General features: G+C 48.3%; 16 protein-coding genes and 1 riboswitch. All 16 genes read left to right on the top strand.

The annotated features are described in order from the left end of the window. Positions 1-14: 14 nt before the first annotated feature. The 16 genes from cntA (at position 15) to EL268_RS15125 (ending at position 16638) form a co-directional block, all read left to right on the top strand. Positions 15-1622: a staphylopine-dependent metal ABC transporter substrate-binding lipoprotein gene (gene cntA / locus EL268_RS15200; RefSeq protein WP_106655261.1), complete on the top strand. Its 1608-nt coding sequence runs from the start codon at positions 15-17 to the stop codon at positions 1620-1622. A gap of 20 nt (positions 1623-1642) precedes the next feature. Beyond that, the gene (gene opp1B / locus EL268_RS15195; RefSeq protein ID WP_106655262.1) at positions 1643-2575 is read left to right on the top strand and encodes a nickel/cobalt ABC transporter permease; all 933 of its coding nucleotides are present in this window, start codon (positions 1643-1645) and stop codon (positions 2573-2575) included. Continuing rightward, positions 2576-3469 carry a staphylopine uptake ABC transporter permease subunit CntC gene (cntC, locus tag EL268_RS15190; RefSeq protein ID WP_106655263.1) on the top strand — a complete coding sequence of 298 codons (894 nt, stop codon included), beginning with the start codon at positions 2576-2578 and terminating at the stop codon, positions 3467-3469. Between the two features lie 4 nt (positions 3470-3473). Next, complete coding sequence (gene cntD / locus EL268_RS15185; protein WP_106655264.1) at positions 3474-4298, top strand: staphylopine uptake ABC transporter ATP-binding protein CntD; 825 nt, start codon at positions 3474-3476, stop codon at positions 4296-4298. Further along, positions 4285-5028 carry an ABC transporter ATP-binding protein gene (locus tag EL268_RS15180; RefSeq protein ID WP_106655478.1) on the top strand — a complete coding sequence of 248 codons (744 nt, stop codon included), beginning with the start codon at positions 4285-4287 and terminating at the stop codon, positions 5026-5028. Before cntD ends, EL268_RS15180 begins: the two co-directional genes overlap by 14 nt. Positions 5029-5071: 43 nt before the next feature. Further along, positions 5072-6259 carry a staphylopine family metallophore export MFS transporter CntE gene (gene cntE / locus EL268_RS15175; RefSeq protein ID WP_106655265.1) on the top strand — a complete coding sequence of 396 codons (1188 nt, stop codon included), beginning with the start codon at positions 5072-5074 and terminating at the stop codon, positions 6257-6259. A 235-nt stretch (positions 6260-6494) separates the two neighbouring features. Then, entirely contained in the window at positions 6495-7571 is a 1077-nt protein-coding gene (locus EL268_RS15170) for a PAS domain-containing sensor histidine kinase (RefSeq protein WP_232030467.1), read from the top strand. Further along, positions 7568-8212: a response regulator gene (locus tag EL268_RS15165; RefSeq protein WP_106655267.1), complete on the top strand. Its 645-nt coding sequence runs from the start codon at positions 7568-7570 to the stop codon at positions 8210-8212. The genes EL268_RS15170 and EL268_RS15165 overlap by 4 nt, the downstream gene beginning before the upstream one ends. Before the next feature lie 132 nt (positions 8213-8344). After that, positions 8345-9544, top strand: a complete 1200-nt coding sequence (locus EL268_RS15160) for an FAD/NAD(P)-binding oxidoreductase (protein ID WP_106655479.1) — start codon at positions 8345-8347, stop codon at positions 9542-9544. A gap of 42 nt (positions 9545-9586) precedes the next feature. Further along, positions 9587-10162: a DUF1641 domain-containing protein gene (locus tag EL268_RS15155; RefSeq protein ID WP_106655268.1), complete on the top strand. Its 576-nt coding sequence runs from the start codon at positions 9587-9589 to the stop codon at positions 10160-10162. Positions 10163-10188: 26 nt separating this feature from the next. Further along, the gene (locus EL268_RS15150) at positions 10189-11607 is read left to right on the top strand and encodes an MBL fold metallo-hydrolase (RefSeq protein ID WP_106655269.1); all 1419 of its coding nucleotides are present in this window, start codon (positions 10189-10191) and stop codon (positions 11605-11607) included. 31 nt (positions 11608-11638) lie between these two features. Then, the gene (locus EL268_RS15145) at positions 11639-12430 is read left to right on the top strand and encodes a sulfite exporter TauE/SafE family protein (RefSeq protein WP_106655270.1); all 792 of its coding nucleotides are present in this window, start codon (positions 11639-11641) and stop codon (positions 12428-12430) included. A 124-nt stretch (positions 12431-12554) separates the two neighbouring features. After that, positions 12555-12659: riboswitch (SAM riboswitch) on the top strand. A gap of 109 nt (positions 12660-12768) precedes the next feature. Next, on the top strand, positions 12769-13701 hold the full coding sequence (locus EL268_RS15140; RefSeq protein WP_106655271.1) for an ABC transporter permease: 933 nt from the start codon (positions 12769-12771) through the stop codon (positions 13699-13701). A 4-nt stretch (positions 13702-13705) separates the two neighbouring features. Continuing rightward, a complete protein-coding gene (locus EL268_RS15135; RefSeq protein ID WP_106655272.1) occupies positions 13706-14653 on the top strand; it encodes an ABC transporter permease in 948 nt (315 codons plus the stop codon). Positions 14654-14666: 13 nt separating this feature from the next. Continuing rightward, the gene (locus EL268_RS15130) at positions 14667-15689 is read left to right on the top strand and encodes an ABC transporter ATP-binding protein (protein ID WP_106655273.1); all 1023 of its coding nucleotides are present in this window, start codon (positions 14667-14669) and stop codon (positions 15687-15689) included. Beyond that, the gene (locus tag EL268_RS15125; protein ID WP_106655274.1) at positions 15682-16638 is read left to right on the top strand and encodes an ABC transporter ATP-binding protein; all 957 of its coding nucleotides are present in this window, start codon (positions 15682-15684) and stop codon (positions 16636-16638) included. The genes EL268_RS15130 and EL268_RS15125 overlap by 8 nt, the downstream gene beginning before the upstream one ends. The last annotated feature ends 9 nt before the right edge of the window (positions 16639-16647 follow it).

Genomic DNA, 16647 nt, shown 5'->3' with positions numbered 1-16647 from the left:
CAGGAGGAATGGGTATGACAAGAAAAATGGGATTTTTAGTAAGGTCTTTCATGGCCTCAATCGTATTGCTGGTTGGATGCAGTAACGGTGATACGGCAAAAACGGAGTCAACCGATCCAGGGAAAGAGATCGTGTATGCCACTTCGAAAGATATGAACGATATGAATCCCCATTTTTACTCAGGCTCCATGCCGGCACAAGGGATGGTGTACGAATCGTTAGTAGAAAATACGGAAGATGGAATCAAGCCATCGTTGGCTGAATCTTGGGAAGTTTCCAACGATGGAAAAGTGTACACGTTTCACTTGAGAAAAAACGTGACGTTCCATGATGGAGAGCCGTTTCATGCGGAAGCAGTGAAAAAGAATATAGAAGCGGTGCAAAGCAATGCAAGCAAGCATTCGTGGATCAAGCTATCTACAAAGATCGTGGAGTGCAATGTACTCGATGAGTATACGGTTGAACTGGTCTTGTCCGAACCGTATTACCCGACGCTGGTCGAATTGTCGATGACAAGACCTTATGTATTCATCTCGCCCAAAAATTTTGTGAACGGGGGAACCAAAGATGGCGTCAGTGGTTATAACGGAACAGGCCCTTATAAGCTCACTGAGCATAAAGTCGATCAGTATGCCGTATTTGAAGCGAATGAAAATTACTGGGGCGGCGCGCCCAAAGTGAAGAAAATCACAGCCAAAGTACTTCCCGCAGGAGAAACTACTTTCTTGGCCCTGCAAAAGGGAGAGGTGAACTTTGTATTTACGGATGATCGAGGCGCGAATAGTCTCGATGTAGAAGCCATGAATCAGTTCGTTGAATCAGGTGAACACCAAATCATTCGCAGTCAACCAATGAACACAGGCATAATTGTCGCCAATAGCAGCAAAACTGAGAGCCCTGTACATGAAAGGGCTGTGCGCGAAGCGTTTTGGCATGCGATTGACAGAGAGACGATCAGCAAACAAATATTTGAAGGCACTGAAGAACCAGCCTATACGCTATTCTCTTCGAATGTGAATTACGCAAACGTGAAATTAGAGAAGCGGGGATACGATTTGGAAAAAGCGAGGAAGATTTTGGAGGAAGCAGGCTGGGGTATCGGGAATGCGGGCGAAATCAGAACGAAAGACGGAAAGTCATTAGCTATGAAGCTTTTTTATGATGTAAATTCGTCCACTCAAAAAACGCAGGCTGAATTGATTCAAAATACGGTAAAAAGAATTGGGATTCACCTGGAGATTATTGGCGAGGAGTCTTCTTCGATTGCGAACAGAAGGTCTACAGGTGACTATGACCTGCTTTTCAATCAAACCTGGGGACTCGCGTATGATCCGCAGAGCACAATCGCTGCTTTTACTTCCAAGTCTTCCTATTACCATACGACAAGAGGCATCGCGAAAGCTGATGAGCTCTATAAAAAAATAGAAGAAGTCATGGTGTCGACTGATGAGGAAAATAGAAAATCGCTATACGCCGATATTTTGAGCATTGTCCATGAGGAAGCCGTATTTATTCCGATTACGAATGGAAGAGTCACGATTTTGGCGCCCAAAAACCTGCAGGGTATCTCGTTTAAGCAAACGCAATTCGAGCTACCATTTGAGCGGATGTACTTTGAATAAATACACAAAAGGAGCATGCGATGGGCAGTTATATCATCAAAAGGTTACTACTATCGATTCCTTTGGTCCTGATTATATCGTTTGTAACGTTTGCCTTCATTCATCTATCTCCCTTGGATCCCGCCGAAGTGGTGCTGCATTCGCAAGGCATACCCCAAATAACGGATGAGTTGCTTGCGCAAACAAGAGCGAAACTTGGGATGGACCAACCCTTTCTGACTCGTTACCTTAACTGGGTTGTTTCATGCTTGCAGCTAGATTTTGGAGATTCCTATGTAACGGGAAAACCCGTGTGGTCAATGCTAGGACCAGCCTTTCTCCATACAGTAAAGCTGACGTTGGTTTCGACATTTGCCATTGTTCTACTGTCCATCGTATTGGGGGTGGCATGCGCATGGAATGCAGGCAAATGGGTGGACAAATCAGTGAGAGGCGTTTCGTTTTTCCTGACATCGATGCCGTCCTATTGGCTCGCAGCTCTCTTGATCTGGTATTTTTCCGTCAAGCTGGATTTGCTACCGACAAGCGGAATGGAATCGTTCAAAAGCTATCTATTGCCTGTTGCTGTGATTACAATCAGCTATGCTGGTATCTATTTTCGAATCATCAGAAGTTCCATGTTAAGCAACATGAATGAAGACTATGTTCTCTACGCCAGGGCATGTGGCTTACCAGAGAAAAAGATCACGATGCACATTCTCAGAAATTCATTGCAGGTGGCCATTTCGGTATTTTGCATGGCGATTCCCATTATTTTGGGAAGTACAGTCGTCGTGGAAAACATCTTTGCTTGGCCGGGACTTGGAACGTTAAGTGTCAAATCCATTTTAAGCAGGGATTTCCCAATCATCCAAGCCTATGTCCTTGTGTTGGCAGTCGTCTTTATTCTGTTCAACACCGTTTCCGACATCATCAATGCGGCATTGAACCCCAAAATAAGGGATGGTCTCTAGATGAAGCGATTAGAAAATGTGTGGAAAGACAAGGTCGCTGTCCTATCCTTATCGATTATTACAGTCACAACTGTGGCTGGGATATTTGCGCCTTTCGTTGCACCGCATGATCCCGAAGAAGTACATATGGAGCTTCGATTCGCATCCGCATCATGGGAATATCTTTTGGGCAACGACCACTTAGGGCGATGCGTTTTATCCAGACTCATTTACGCGATTCGTCCCAGCATGCTCTGGGTCTTTGCTGCGCTGCTCCTATCTGTATCGATTGGGTCGATTGTAGGTGTTCTTGCGGGTTACTTTCGTGGAAGAACAGATGCTTTCTTGATGCGCGTTTGCGATGTGATCCTTTCTTTTCCTGGATATGTCATGACTCTGGCGATCATCGGCATTTTGGGAGTAGGTTTTGAAAATTTGATCATCGCCTTTGTATTGATGAAATGGGCGTGGTTTGCTCGAATCATCAGAACGTCAGTCATGCAATATGCGGAATCGGACTATGTAAAATTCTCAAAGGCTATGGGAGCAAGCAACATGGCAATCATGCTCAGGCACATTGTTCCGGTTGCATTGCCCGACATTGCCGTCATTTCAAGCAGCTCCTTCGGTTCGATGATTTTGCAAATATCGGGGTTTTCCTTCCTCGGTTTAGGCATTCAAGCACCGGGAGCAGAGTGGGGCATGATGTTGAATGAAGCGAGAGACGTCATGTTTTCACGCCCGGAATTCATGCTGGCTCCCGGTTTGACAATCGTGATCGTAGTATCGGCGATTAACTATTTGTCTGATACGCTTCAAGTGGCTTTAGATCCGAAATTAATGACTTCTACCTACAAGCAGCAAGGATTAGTAAGAGCCTCTGCAGCTAAGCTCGAAGGAAAGGGGGTAGCATAACCGGATGACGAACATTTTGGAGGTGAAAAACCTGAAAATCTGGGACAGTCGCAATGATCGAGTGATTGTTCCAAATAGTTCATTCTATGTGAAGCAGGGAAGTTGCCTGGCTATCGTTGGAGAAAGCGGAAGCGGGAAGTCGGTGACTTGCAAGGCCATCATGAGATTGAATAAAGCCGGTATTCGCCAATCGGGAGACATTCTGTTGCGAGGCGAAAACCTCATGGAGCTCTCCGAACAGGAGATGAGGAAAAAGAGGGGGAAACAGCTTTGCTTGATTTTGCAGAATGGCATGCGTGCCTTTGATCCCTCTTGCGTGGTGGGCGTTCATCTAAAGGAGACGCTTGCGGAGCATTTTGGATGGAGCCGTGACGAAATCACAACCAAAATGAAAAATGCCATGGAAAGCGTCATGCTGAAAGAACCGATAGAGGTGATGAATAAGTACCCCCACCAGCTGTCGGGTGGAACGCTGCAGCGAGTCATGATTGCACTTTCCATCGTATTGGAGCCTGACATTCTGATTGCTGATGAACCCACGACAGCACTCGATACAATCTCGCAGTTCGAAGTCGTTGAACAGTTCCTGCAATTGCGTGAACGAATGGGCTGCTCCATGATCTTCATTTCTCATGATTTAGGGATCGTCAAATTAATGGCGGATGAAGTTCTCGTCATGAAAGAAGGAGAAATTGTTGAAACCGGGACGACTCAAGCCATCTTCTCAGAACCGCAGCATGAATATACCCGTTATTTACTCTCCACGAAGCTGGCGATGAATCAACATTTTAAGAGAGTCATGGGAGGAGTTCATGTTGCTGAGCGTTGAGTACGTGGAGAAATCCTATCGAAAAGGCGGATTATTCTCAAGGGAAAGAGAGCGTGTGTTGAAAAACATTAGCTTCGAATGCAAGCCTGGGGAATGTCTCGGTATCATCGGAGAAAGCGGAAGTGGTAAATCAACATTGGGACGATTGCTGTTGGGGATTGAAAAGCCAGATCGAGGTACCATCTTGTTTGAGGGCAAAAAAGTAGAGGACCGAAAAGTGAGAACAGGGAACATCAGCGCTGTATTTCAAGATTACACTTCCTCAATCAATCCATTTTATACGGTTGAGGACGCCATTCGGGAGCCTTTACAAATGAAAGGAAAGACACGGGAAAATGCTCTTAGCGAGATTGACCATTTATTATGGCAAGTGGGCTTGGATCCTTCCTATCGAAAAAAATATCCGCATGAGTTATCAGGGGGGGAGGCTCAGAGGGTATGCATAGCGAGAGCCATTTCAACGGAACCAAAATGTATCCTATTCGATGAAGCAATCAGTTCCTTGGATGGCTCTGTGCAAATGCAAGTGCTTGAATTACTGAAGAACTTGAGAAAACGTTACGACATGGGCTATATCTTCATCACCCATGATATACAGGCTGCCGCCTATATTTGCGACAGAGTCATGATCATACGAAATGGTGAGATCGAAGAGGTTGTGAAGGTTGAACAATTAAAAGATGTTCAGTCCATCTATACGAAGAAATTGCTGCAAATGATTATTGCTTAATGGATTGGGCAATGAGAGTGAACAGAGGAAGGAGGAAGGAGCTATGAGAGGGGCTCTGTCTTGGCCATTTTTGCGATTGTACATATTGACTCTTTTGTATTTTAGCGCGAACTCCATTCTGAATGTCATTATTCCCTTGAAGGGTGCAGAGTTGGGCGCGACCAATACGACAATCGGAATCGTTATGGGAGCGTATCTGTTTACAACCATGTTTATCCGGCCATGGGCAGGACATATCATCCAAAAACATGGACCAATCAAAGTGCTCCGCACGATTCTTATTTTCAATGGAGCGGCTCTCATTTTATATACGTTCACTGAATTAGAGGGCTTTATCGTTGCCCGTATTCTGCAAGGGGTGTGTACCGCTTTTTTCTCCATGGCCTTACAGTTAGGGATTATTGATGCGTTGCCGGACAAGGATCGTTCACAAGGGATTTCCATGTATTCCTTATGTGCGTATTTGCCTGGTATTCTTGGTCCACTACTCGCTTTAGGCATCTGGCAAGCGGGGGATAGCCATTCTTTTACAGTTGCCATGGTCACCATTGCGATCCTTACAGGAGTGGTGGGCTATAGTGCCAAAATGGACAAAAAAGTGGCCGAGCCAGTTCAGGGACAGACAGAAAAGGGAGCAACCATGTTTGGTCCCGTAAGCCAATTAGTCAAAAACCCACATTTATGTAAATGCAGCGTCCTAATGCTGGCGGCATCCATTATATTTGGAGCTGTAACTACCTTTATCCCGCTGTACGCTGTACAAATCAACTACGGGAATGCGGGAATTTTCCTCATGCTTCAAGCGGGTACCGTCGTATTATCGCGGTTTGTGTTGAGAAAGAAAATTCCTTCGGATGGCAAGTGGCGTTCATCTTATATGATGGGAATTATGCTCACGCTTGCAGCAGCGGCGTTAAGTGTAAGTTTTTCTATCCTGGGTGGGGCAGCCTTTTTCTACGTAGGCGCTATATTAATGGGAATTGCTCAAGCCCTCCTTTATCCTACGTTAACGACGTATTTAACCTTTGTTCTGCCAAAGACGGATCGCAACGTGTTAATCGGATTATTCATAGCGATGGCCGATTTGGGTGTTTCTCTGGGAGGAGTCATCATGGGGCCAGTCGCGGATTATTTCTCCTATTCCTATATGTATATGATTTGCGCAATCTTAGGCGTTACGATGATCATTTTCGCCTATGAACGAACCAAAACTTCTGCTGGGTTACAATAAAGTTGTTCTCAGAAATAGTCTACGCAATGTTTGAAGATACGGCAAGCCGAGTACATGCTAGGGGATGATACCTAGCGGTTACTCGGCTTTTTTATACGCAGATGCGAATCATAACCCAGTATCTATTTGATCATCATTTAGCGTCACATAAATAGGGGAAGGTACCTATTTGAAAGGTGCTCCACGTCTCTTACGATTGGATCATGGAAGAAATACGAGCAAGTATGGAGGACCTATGATGGATCAATGTCCCACTTTTTTTGAATGCTCTGGCGATGAAGGGAAGGCGATGGATAACGGTTATCTAAAGCAAATCTTCGACCACTTACAGGATGGGATTATTCTCATGGATCAGGAACGAAAAATTATGGTGATGAACCCATCCGCCGAGAAAATGACCGGTTGGAAACGAGGAGAAAAGGTGCCGTTCTGCTCCTATTGCCAAAACAGAGAGTTGGAACCGGGAGAAGAACGATGTTATTTGCTCGCCAAACGGGAGGTTCCCTATTTTCTTTCTGCGATGCCTACCTATGAAGGGCGGTACGTAGACATGGAGATGAGCACGGCTGTCATCTATGAAAATGGCGAACAAAACATGCAGGATGTCCTTTTGGTCTTGAAAGATATGACGGTCAAGAAAAAAGAAGAGGAGGTCAGAATCTCCAAGCAGGTTCTGCAAAAAACACTAGAAGCGCAGGAAAACGAACACAAGCGCTTGGCCAAGGAGCTGCACGACGGCGTAGGACAATCCTTGTATTCCGTATCGGTAGGCATACAAGCGATTCAAGCGCGTCTGAACCAGGAAGGACAATTCCGGGAATTCATGCAAGAGATCGTGAATGAGCTGGAAAAAGCAATACAAGACGTCAAGCTGTATTCGCTACAGCTGCGTCCGCATAGTCTCGATCAACTGGGGCTGATTCCTACAGTTCGGCATCTTGTTTCTAGCTTGAACAAAGCACATCAGGATGTTTCCATTACCTTTTCCTACAGCAATGTCAGCGATCATTTTCAGCCAATCTTGGAAATCAATCTGTACCGTGTCATCCAAGAAGCCTTACATAATGCACTGAAATACGCGAAGGCAACACTCATTGAAGTCATCTTGTACAAGGAAGACGACCTCTTGACTTTGCTGATTCAGGATAACGGAATCGGATTTGTGCGCGATCAGGTTCAGGTTGGTCTGGGACTCAAACATATGGAAGAACGAGTGGATCAGATGGAGGGGACTCTTCAGATTCAATCCGTGCTCCACGAAGGTACATCGATCAAGGTAACGGTACTGGGACAAGGAGGGAGAGCAAAGTGATACGAGTGCTTTTGGTTGATGATCACACGATGATTCGGAAGGGATTGCGTGTGCTTCTCGAAAGTTACTCTCAAATTAAAATTGTCGGAGAGAGTCATACAGGCAACGATGCCATCCTTAAGGTCAATCAGCTGGAACCCGATGTGGTGCTGATGGATTTGTCGTTGCCGAATGGGCTGGATGGGTTTACAGCGAGCAATGAGATTCGCAAGTCCAATCCTTTCGTAAAAATTGTCATCTTGACCATGCATGACGAGGAGATTTTTGTCCAGAAGGCTATCACCGTCGGAGCCCATGGGTACATTTTAAAAAACAGCCATGGCGAGCTGCTGTTTCAAGCCATTGTGGAGGTCTACAGAGGTAAGCGCTTCTACAAGACTTCCGTATCGCAAGAGATTATCAATCTATGGCTGAAATCGGATGCCAAAACGATGCCTTCTGTTTTAACGCTACGTGAAAAGGAGCTTGTCAGACTCATTGTGCTTGGCTATACCAATAAGGAAATGGCAGATAAGCTGTTGATCAGCGTCAAAACGGTGGAGAACCACAAAACGAATATCATGCAGAAACTAGGACTGGATTCCAAACATCAATTGATCCAATACGCCATTAAAAATAGATATCTCGATCTGGCGTTTTAACAGCCTGGCTCAAAAAGTAGGGGACTTCCCCTATATGGAAAAAATGACAGAGAAATAAACTGAATATAGAGACTGCACCTCATGAACCATCATCGTACGATTGGAAACCATATCGTCGTCGAAGGAGGAACTATGGCAAAACAGGTTCATTATTCGGTTGTCATTGTGGGAGCAGGCTCAGCAGGTATCTCTGTTGCTGCCCGTATCGTCCGGGCTTCCAAAAGGCTCATGGGACAAATCGCCATCATCGATCCCGCATCCAAGCATTATTATCAGCCTTTGTGGACATTAGTCGGAGGGGGTGCCGCGAAAAAAGAGGAATCCGAGCGAGACCTCTCCTCTCTGATCCCCGCGGGCGTCGACTGGATTTGCGATGCGGTTACCATGTTTCAACCGGAACAACACACACTCAGTACAAAGCAGGGAACCATCGTTTCCTATGACTATCTCGTTGTTGCTGCCGGTCTGCAACTAGATTGGGAGGGGGTAAAGGGCCTGAAGGATGCCGTCGGGAAGAACGGCGTTTGCAGCAACTACGCATACCAAACGGTAGAAAGTACATGGGAAGCTATCCGGAGCTTTAAAGGCGGCACAGCTATTTTTACGCACCCGAATTCACCCGTAAAGTGCGGCGGAGCCCCTCAGAAAATCATGTATCTGGCTGATGATTACTTTCGCAAGGTACATGTTCGCAACCAGTCAGAGATTATTTTTGCATCGGCGAAGGGAAGTATTTTTGACGTTCCCGCGTATGCCAATACTCTCAATCACGTGATTCGTCGCAAGAACATCGAAACCAGATACAAGCATAACCTGATGGAAGTGCGGGCGGATACCAAAGAAGCCGTCTTCGAGAATCTGGACACCAAAGAGCAGGACGTATGGAAGTATGACATGCTTCATGTGACCCCTCCCATGAAAGCGCCCGATTTCATTGCAAACAGTGTATTGGCAGACACAGGAGGCTGGGTCGATGTCGATCCATTTACGCTTGCGCACAAAAGATACCCTACTATTTTCGGTATCGGCGATTGCACGAATCTTCCTACGTCCAAAACTGGAGCGGCTATACGCAAACAGGCGCCAGTCGTCGAGAAAAACCTGCTAGCGCTGATCAATGGTACTCCATTGGCTGCCAAGTATAACGGTTATACATCCTGCCCACTCGTAACGGGGTACAACAAACTGGTACTGGCCGAATTTGACTACAGCCTGATGCCGTGTGAAACCTTTCCTTTTGATCAATCTGAAGAGAGATTCAGTATGTACGTAATGAAAAGAGAGCTGCTTCCCATTCTTTATTGGAATGGCATGCTAAAAGGATTGATGTAAGACATTCTTTGAAAGAGAGGGAGAGAGGGGGAAAGCAACATTTTGAACGACAGGAAGGAACAGCGAAGCCCTGACATGTTTGTAGAGGATTTATCTGATCCAGAAGTTCAGGAAGCCATCAGCATATTGATCCGAAAACTCCCGAAAATAAAAGATACCGTCCTCGCAGCCGAAGAGGGGCTTGAATTAGCCACATCGATCTTGCGCGATCAAGAATCACTACGGTATTTGTTTGAGCGAGTAGATAGTCAACTGTCTCGTTTCTTTGTGGAAAAAGAATCACTAGACGCCCTGTTCACTTTGCTTGATAAAATGCCCAAGCTTGTTCAATATCTCAGCATTCTCGAACAAACTGCTGATTTTTTGGAAAGCCTCGGAAAGGATAAGCAATCGCAGCAATATCTGCTCAACGGGATGAAAGCGTACATCGCTCCAGTGTCCGCGCAAGTGGAGCACGGAGTAGCTGTCTTCCAGGAAGCAAAGAAAAGAGCCGAACGTAAAAGCGAACCCGTTTCCGTGTTCACGCTTTACAAGCTCATGAAAGATCCCACCGTCCAAAAGTCACTTCGCTTTACCCAATCGCTGCTCGAAGTACTCGCGGAAAAATCAAACAAATAATAGACGTGTAAAAGGAGGAATGCACCATGTTGTTGCGTTACTTTTATGATGAAATGCTGGCCCATGCATCCTATCTGGTCGGCTGCCAAAAAACCGGGGAGGCGATCGTGATCGATCCCGCCCGCAATCTGGCTCCTTATTTTCAAGTCGCCAAAGCAGAGGGGGTTACGATTGTAGCCGCCACCGAAACCCACATTCACGCTGATTTTGTATCTGGTGCCAGGGAACTGGGTGCAGCTTATCAGGCCAAGCTGTTTTTATCCAATGAGGGCGATGAAGATTGGAAATATCAATACTTGGAAGGATTGAACCATCAGCTTGTCCACGATGGGGATTCCTTTTTGATCGGGAACTTGCTATTTGAAGTCATGCATACCCCTGGCCATACCCCTGAGAGCATCTCCTTCCTTTTGACAGACCTCGGAGGGAATGCAGATCGCCCCATCGGGATCTTCACGGGAGATTTCGTCTTTGTCGGCGATATCGGCAGGCCGGACTTGCTCGAAAAAGCGGCGGGTATGAAGGGTACGTCCGAGGCAGGTGCAAGAGCTATGTTCCAGTCCCTCCAAAAATTCAAGCAACTGCCGGATTATTTGCAGGTATGGCCAGCTCATGGCGCAGGAAGTGCTTGCGGGAAAGCACTGGGAGCCGTACCGTCTTCTACCGTCGGTTATGAAAAGCTCTTTAACTGGGCGATGTTACACTCCAGTGAAGAGGAATTCGTCAAGGCACTCCTGGATGGACAACCAGAGCCACCGAAGTATTTTGCAGTGATGAAACGCGTGAATAAAGAAGGCCCTGCGTTGCTCAAGGAACTCCCTGTTATCCAAGAGTTCAACTCGATTGAAGCGGTAAAGGAATTGCTGGAAAACGGTCAAATTGTGGATACGCGTCCTTTCCAGGAATTTGCCAAGGGGCATCTGGAAGGAACACTTCATATTCCTTTTAACAAATCATTTGCCAACTGGGCGGGCTGGATCGTCGATTACAATCGCCCGGTTCACATCCTGGCCACTCCAGATGAGCTGGACGGGACTTTGCAAGCCTTGCATGCCGTAGGGATTGATCGTGTTACGGGCTTTATCGATATCGGTAAGCTATTGGAAAGGGAAGAGTCTTCGCTCGAGACAATCGAAGAGGTAACACCGTTAGAGATTGCAGAAAGGGTGGAAAAGGGAGTGGTTCATGTAGTAGATGTACGTAATCTAGCTGAGTGGAAGGAAGGGCACATTCCGGACGCACAGCACGTCATGCTCGGTACACTCGCAATGCGGCTGGATGAGATTCCTCACGATAAGCCGCTTCTCGTACAGTGCCGTTCCGGTGCCCGATCCGCCATTGGCGCAAGCATTCTTCAGGCAAATGGATTTAAGGATGTCATGAATTTAAGCGGCGGAATCTTGAAATGGCAAATAGACGGCTTGGCACTTGTAGAACGAGGATAAAACGAAGCGAGGTGTTGCAAAGGGTGAGCCTATGACTATCGACCTTGTGATCACACTGTTTGTTATCGGTTTCGCGGGATCGTTTATCTCTGGTCTCGTCGGAATCGGGGGCTCCATCATCAAGTATCCGATGCTTTTGTACATTCCGCCCGCCCTTGGATTCGTTGCTTACACGGCTCACGAAGTATCCGGAATAAGTGCCGTCCAAGTATTTTTTGCCACTCTGGCTGCTGTTTGGTCTCTACGCAAAGATAAGCTTATTCATTACCAGCTGGTTCTGTACATGGGAAGTGCCATTATTGTCGGGAGTTTGCTTGGAGGGTATGGAGGGAAATTTCTTTCGGCTGAAGCCATCCATATCGTTTACGCCATTCTGGCCACCATAGCTGTAATCTTGATGTTCCTGCCAAAAAAGCGAGTGGACGAACGAGAACAGACCGAGGTTATCTTTCATAAACCAACAGCCGTATTATCCGCTTTGGTTGTCGGGGGCGCCTCCGGAATTGTCGGGGCAGCTGGCGCTTTTATTTTGGTTCCCATCATGTTGATCATCCTCAAGATTCCGACAAGAGTAACGATTGCTTCCTCTCTTGCTATTACGTTTCTTTCCTCCATCGGTTCGACGGTAGGGAAATGGATGGCGGGGGACATATTGCTGTGGCCATCCGTGGTCATGGTAATCGCCAGCATCCTGGCAGCGCCCATCGGTACGAAGGTCAGCAAACGGTTGAACACCCGGATTCTCCAAACCATTCTTGCCTTGTTGATCCTAGGAACCACGATTAAGATTTGGGCCGACATCTTCATTTTCATAGGGGTGTGAAGATTTACTTTTTCCATAAAGAAAAAATAAAGAAAAATCAATTGTCATGGAACAGCGTTGACATATCCGAGTAAAGTGATAAGATAAAAAAGAATTTTACGATGAAATTAAATTTCATAGAACATTCTTATCAAGAGTGGTGGAGGGACTGGCCCGATGAAACCCGGCAACCTTGGTCTAATTGACCTTACGGTGCCAATTCCTGCGGATGTATTCTGCGAGATAAGAAGGTGGGAACCGCGAAATCGCCCCTCTTCTTTTCGGAGAGGGGTTTTCTCTATTTTTAATTCGTAGTATTCATATCTATTTACTTATTTTTATGTTAAGGAGGAAACAACGTGCTTCATTATGCGGTCAAGCGTGGCTTTCTCATGATCGTTACCCTGTGGATCATTGTCACAGTAACGTTTGTGACCATGCACCTGATTCCGGGTGACCCGTTCGCATCTGACGCCAAAATGCTTCCCGAAGAAGTGGTGAAGAACATGCGGGCGGAGTACAACCTGGATCAGCCAATCACGGTACAGTATCTGCTCTATCTGAAAGGATTGCTGCAATTTGACTTGGGGCCCTCAATCCAGTCCAAGACGAGGGATGTGAACACGCTCATTGCAGAAGGATTTCCCGCCTCGGCTGTCCTGGGACTCCAGTCGTTTATTGTCGCGCTGGCAGGTGGAATCACACTGGGAATTGTAGCGGCACTCTATCACAATCGAACCTTGGATTTCTTGTCCATGTTTGCAGCCATCATCGGGATTTCCGTCCCCAGTTTTATTCTGGCGCCACTGTTGATCAAGTACTTGGCTGTCAAATGGGAGTTTTTTCCCGTTGCTGCGTGGGGGAGCTGGGAACACTCGATTCTTCCAACGCTTGCGCTCGCTATCGGTCCGCTCGCCATTATCGCCCGTTTCGTCCGAGCCAGCATGCTTGAGGTTTGGCAGCAGGAATACATAAGCACGGCGGAGGCGAAAGGGCTCGGCACCTTTTCGATTGTCGTAAGACACGGGATGCGCAATGCCATCCTGCCGGTTCTTACCTTTATCGGTCCGCTGTTTGCCAACCTGATGACCGGAACCTTTGTGGTGGAAAAGATTTTCGCCATTCCCGGGCTCGGCAAATACTTCGTGGAAAGCATTTTTAACCGCGATTATCCCGTTATTTTGGGAATGACAGTGTTTTACAGCTTTGTACTCATTTTTACTTTGTACATCATCGACCTGCTGTATCGGGTGATTGACCCGCGCATCAGATTGACGAGTGGAGGGAAGTAGCGTTATGGCCAATCAGGCAACACAACTGGATTCCCTGTTTCGACCAGTCGACCGAAACCGGCTTTCCGAAGAAATTCTGGAACGTCCCAGTCTTAGTTATTGGCAGGAGGTATTGCAGCGGGTATTCCGCAACAAGCTGGCAATGCTCGGGTTCTTCCTGCTCATGGCAGTGGTGACCCTCTCGATCATCGGTCCGATGCTCGTTCCTCACAGCCCGCATGAGCAGTCATTGACAAAGGGGAATCTGCCGCTGTCGGGCGAGCACTGGTTTGGAACGGATGACTTGGGTCGGGACATGTGGGCACGTACCTGGGTAGGCGGTCAAATCTCTTTGTTTATTGGTGTGGCGGCTGCTGCCATCGACCTAGTGATCGGTGTATGCATCGGTGGGATATCCGGTTACATGGCAGGGAGGAACGAGCTGGGCGACCGTGTGGACAACATTTTGATGCGGTTGGCTGAAATTCTGTACAGCATTCCGTATCTGCTGGTGGTCATCCTGCTGATGGTGGTTCTGGAGCCTGGTCTCGCAACGATCATTATTGCCCTTTCACTAACCGGCTGGGTCGGCATGGCCCGCCTGGTCAGAGGACAAATCATGCAGATCAAGCGTCAGGAGTTTGTGCTGGCTGCAGAAAAGCTGGGTACCTCCCATGCCAAAATCATCATCAAACATCTGCTGCCGAATACGATCGGCGTCATCATCGTCAACCTGACCTTTACGATACCGCACGCGATTTTCGCCGAATCGTTTCTCAGCTTTCTTGGGCTGGGTGTGCAAGCGCCAACTGCCAGCTGGGGAACGATGGCCAACGACGCGCTGGCGGTTATGCTGAGCGGACAGTGGTGGCGGTTGTTTTTTCCGGGATTTATGATTTCGCTTACCATGTTCGCGTGCAACGCGCTCGGGGATGGTTTGCAGGACGCACTGGACCCGCGGATCAGGAAATGAGGGGGAGTACATCGTGAAGCCATTGTTAGAAGTAGATCTGTTGCGCGTCTCCTTTCGTACGTACGGCGGAGAGGTGCAGGCAGTAAGAGGGGTTTCCTTTTCTGTAAAGGAGGGAGAGACGCTGGCCATTGTCGGGGAAAGCGGCTGCGGAAAAAGTGTGACTGCGCGGGCATTGATGGGGATGATTCCTCCACGATCCGGACAGGTAAAAGGCGGCAGCATTCGGTTTCGCGGGCGGGAACTGACGGGGCTGACCAAGCTGGAATGGCAGCAGGTTCGTGGCTCGCAGATTGGGATGATCTTTCAGGACCCGATGACCTCGCTGAACCCCACGATGAAAATCGGCCAGCAGATTGCAGAAGGGCTGATCAAACATCGAAAGCAGACGAAGACAGAAGCAATGGAAGAGACGCTGAAACTGCTGGAGAGGGTAGGCATTCCGGAGGCAGCGAGGCGATTTGAACAATATCCGCATGAACTAAGCGGAGGCATGCGGCAGCGTGTCGGAATCGCCATGGCGCTTGCCTGCCAACCGCAGTTGGTTATCGCCGACGAGCCGACGACGGCGCTCGACGTGACCATTCAGGCCCAGATCCTTCGTCTGATGAAGGAATTGCAGGAGCAGTTGAACACCTCGATCATTCTGATCACCCACGATCTGGGCGTAGTCGCAGAGGTAGCCGATCAAGTAGCGGTCATGTACGCAGGCGTAGTGGTGGAGAGCGGCCCGGTGGGAGAAATCTTCGACAATCCGCGCCATCCATACACACAAGGGCTGTTGCAGTCTGTGCCACGCCTCGATGCAGGCAAAAAAGAGCGGCTGATCCCCATCGAAGGGACACCGCCGGATCTGTTTCGTCCGCCTGCCGGTTGTCCGTTCGCTGCCCGTTGCCGGTTTGCCATGGAAGTTTGTCTGGAGCATATGCCGCAATCGAAATCGTTTTTCAATCAGCATGAGGCGAGCTGCTGGTTGAACGACCCGCGTGCCCAAAGAGCGGATGCGTGGATGGTAGCAGGGAGGGAGATACATGTTTGACAACATTGTGCGGGTAGAGAATCTCGCCAAATCATTTGAGATTGGCGGAGGACAGCGGGTTAGAGCTGTTGACCGCGTCTCTTTTGAAATCAGGCGAGGGGAGACGCTCGGAATCGTCGGGGAAAGCGGCTGCGGCAAGTCTACGCTGGGCAGGACGATCGTGGGCCTGTACCCGGCTACTGCAGGGCGAATCTTGTTTCAAGGTAAAGACATCACCAGAATGGACAGACGCGAGCGTAGGGAAGCAAACCGCCACATGCAGCTGATCTTCCAGGATCCGCAAGCCTCGCTCAATCCACGATTACGAGTGGGTGACATCATCGCCGAAGGAATCGATTCCTATGGATTGGCAAAAGGAAAAGAGCGGGAAGAGCGCATCTATCGGCTACTGGAGCTGGTAGGATTGCACCCAAGCCACGCAAAACGCTTTCCGCATGAATTCAGTGGCGGACAGCGACAACGTATCGGAATTGCCCGCGCGCTTGCGGTGGAGCCCAGCTTTATCGTGGCAGACGAGTCCATCTCCGCACTGGATGTGTCTATTCAGGCGCAAATCGTCAATCTTTTAGCCGATCTTCAGGCAGAGCGGTCTATCACCTACCTGTTTATCGCCCATGACCTGTCGATGGTGAAGCACATCAGCGACCGGATTGGCGTGATGTACCTGGGACAGATGATGGAGCTGGCACCGAGCGAGGAGTTGTTTGCCACGCCGCTACATCCGTACACACAGGCCTTGATCTCGGCCATGCCCGTCTCCCATCCAGCCAAGCGCGAAGAGCGGGAGCAGATTGTACTGACTGGAGAACCGCCCAGCCCCATTCATCCGCCAAGCGGTTGCCCGTTTCGCACCAGATGTCCAGTTACCCAAGGCATTTGCGCCGAAACAGCGCCGGACTGGAAGGAGGTGAGGCACGGACACTGGATCGCTTGCCATCTTGTACAGTAGATAGAGGAG

This window comes from Brevibacillus brevis, from assembly GCF_900637055.1.
In the GTDB taxonomy this organism is placed as follows: Bacteria; Bacillota; Bacilli; order Brevibacillales; family Brevibacillaceae; genus Brevibacillus; species Brevibacillus brevis.
The sequence above is the reverse complement of the archived record's forward strand: the minus strand, read 5'-3'. Positions and strand labels throughout refer to the sequence as shown.

Bases quoted from the DNA above. Each gene is read 5' to 3' on its own strand.
- cntA (WP_106655261.1), top strand. From the start codon at position 15: ATGACAAGAAAAATGGGATTTTTAGTAAGGTCTTTCATGGCCTCAATC.
- opp1B (WP_106655262.1), top strand. From the start codon at position 1,643: ATGGGCAGTTATATCATCAAAAGGTTACTACTATCGATTCCTTTGGTC.
- cntC (WP_106655263.1), top strand. From the start codon at position 2,576: ATGAAGCGATTAGAAAATGTGTGGAAAGACAAGGTCGCTGTCCTATCC.
- cntD (WP_106655264.1), top strand. From the start codon at position 3,474: ATGACGAACATTTTGGAGGTGAAAAACCTGAAAATCTGGGACAGTCGC.
- cntE (WP_106655265.1), top strand. From the start codon at position 5,072: ATGAGAGGGGCTCTGTCTTGGCCATTTTTGCGATTGTACATATTGACT.
- EL268_RS15170 (WP_232030467.1), top strand. From the start codon at position 6,495: ATGATGGATCAATGTCCCACTTTTTTTGAATGCTCTGGCGATGAAGGG.
- EL268_RS15160 (WP_106655479.1), top strand. From the start codon at position 8,345: ATGGCAAAACAGGTTCATTATTCGGTTGTCATTGTGGGAGCAGGCTCA.
- EL268_RS15150 (WP_106655269.1), top strand. From the start codon at position 10,189: ATGTTGTTGCGTTACTTTTATGATGAAATGCTGGCCCATGCATCCTAT.
- EL268_RS15145 (WP_106655270.1), top strand. From the start codon at position 11,639: ATGACTATCGACCTTGTGATCACACTGTTTGTTATCGGTTTCGCGGGA.
- EL268_RS15135 (WP_106655272.1), top strand. From the start codon at position 13,706: ATGGCCAATCAGGCAACACAACTGGATTCCCTGTTTCGACCAGTCGAC.
- EL268_RS15125 (WP_106655274.1), top strand. From the start codon at position 15,682: ATGTTTGACAACATTGTGCGGGTAGAGAATCTCGCCAAATCATTTGAG.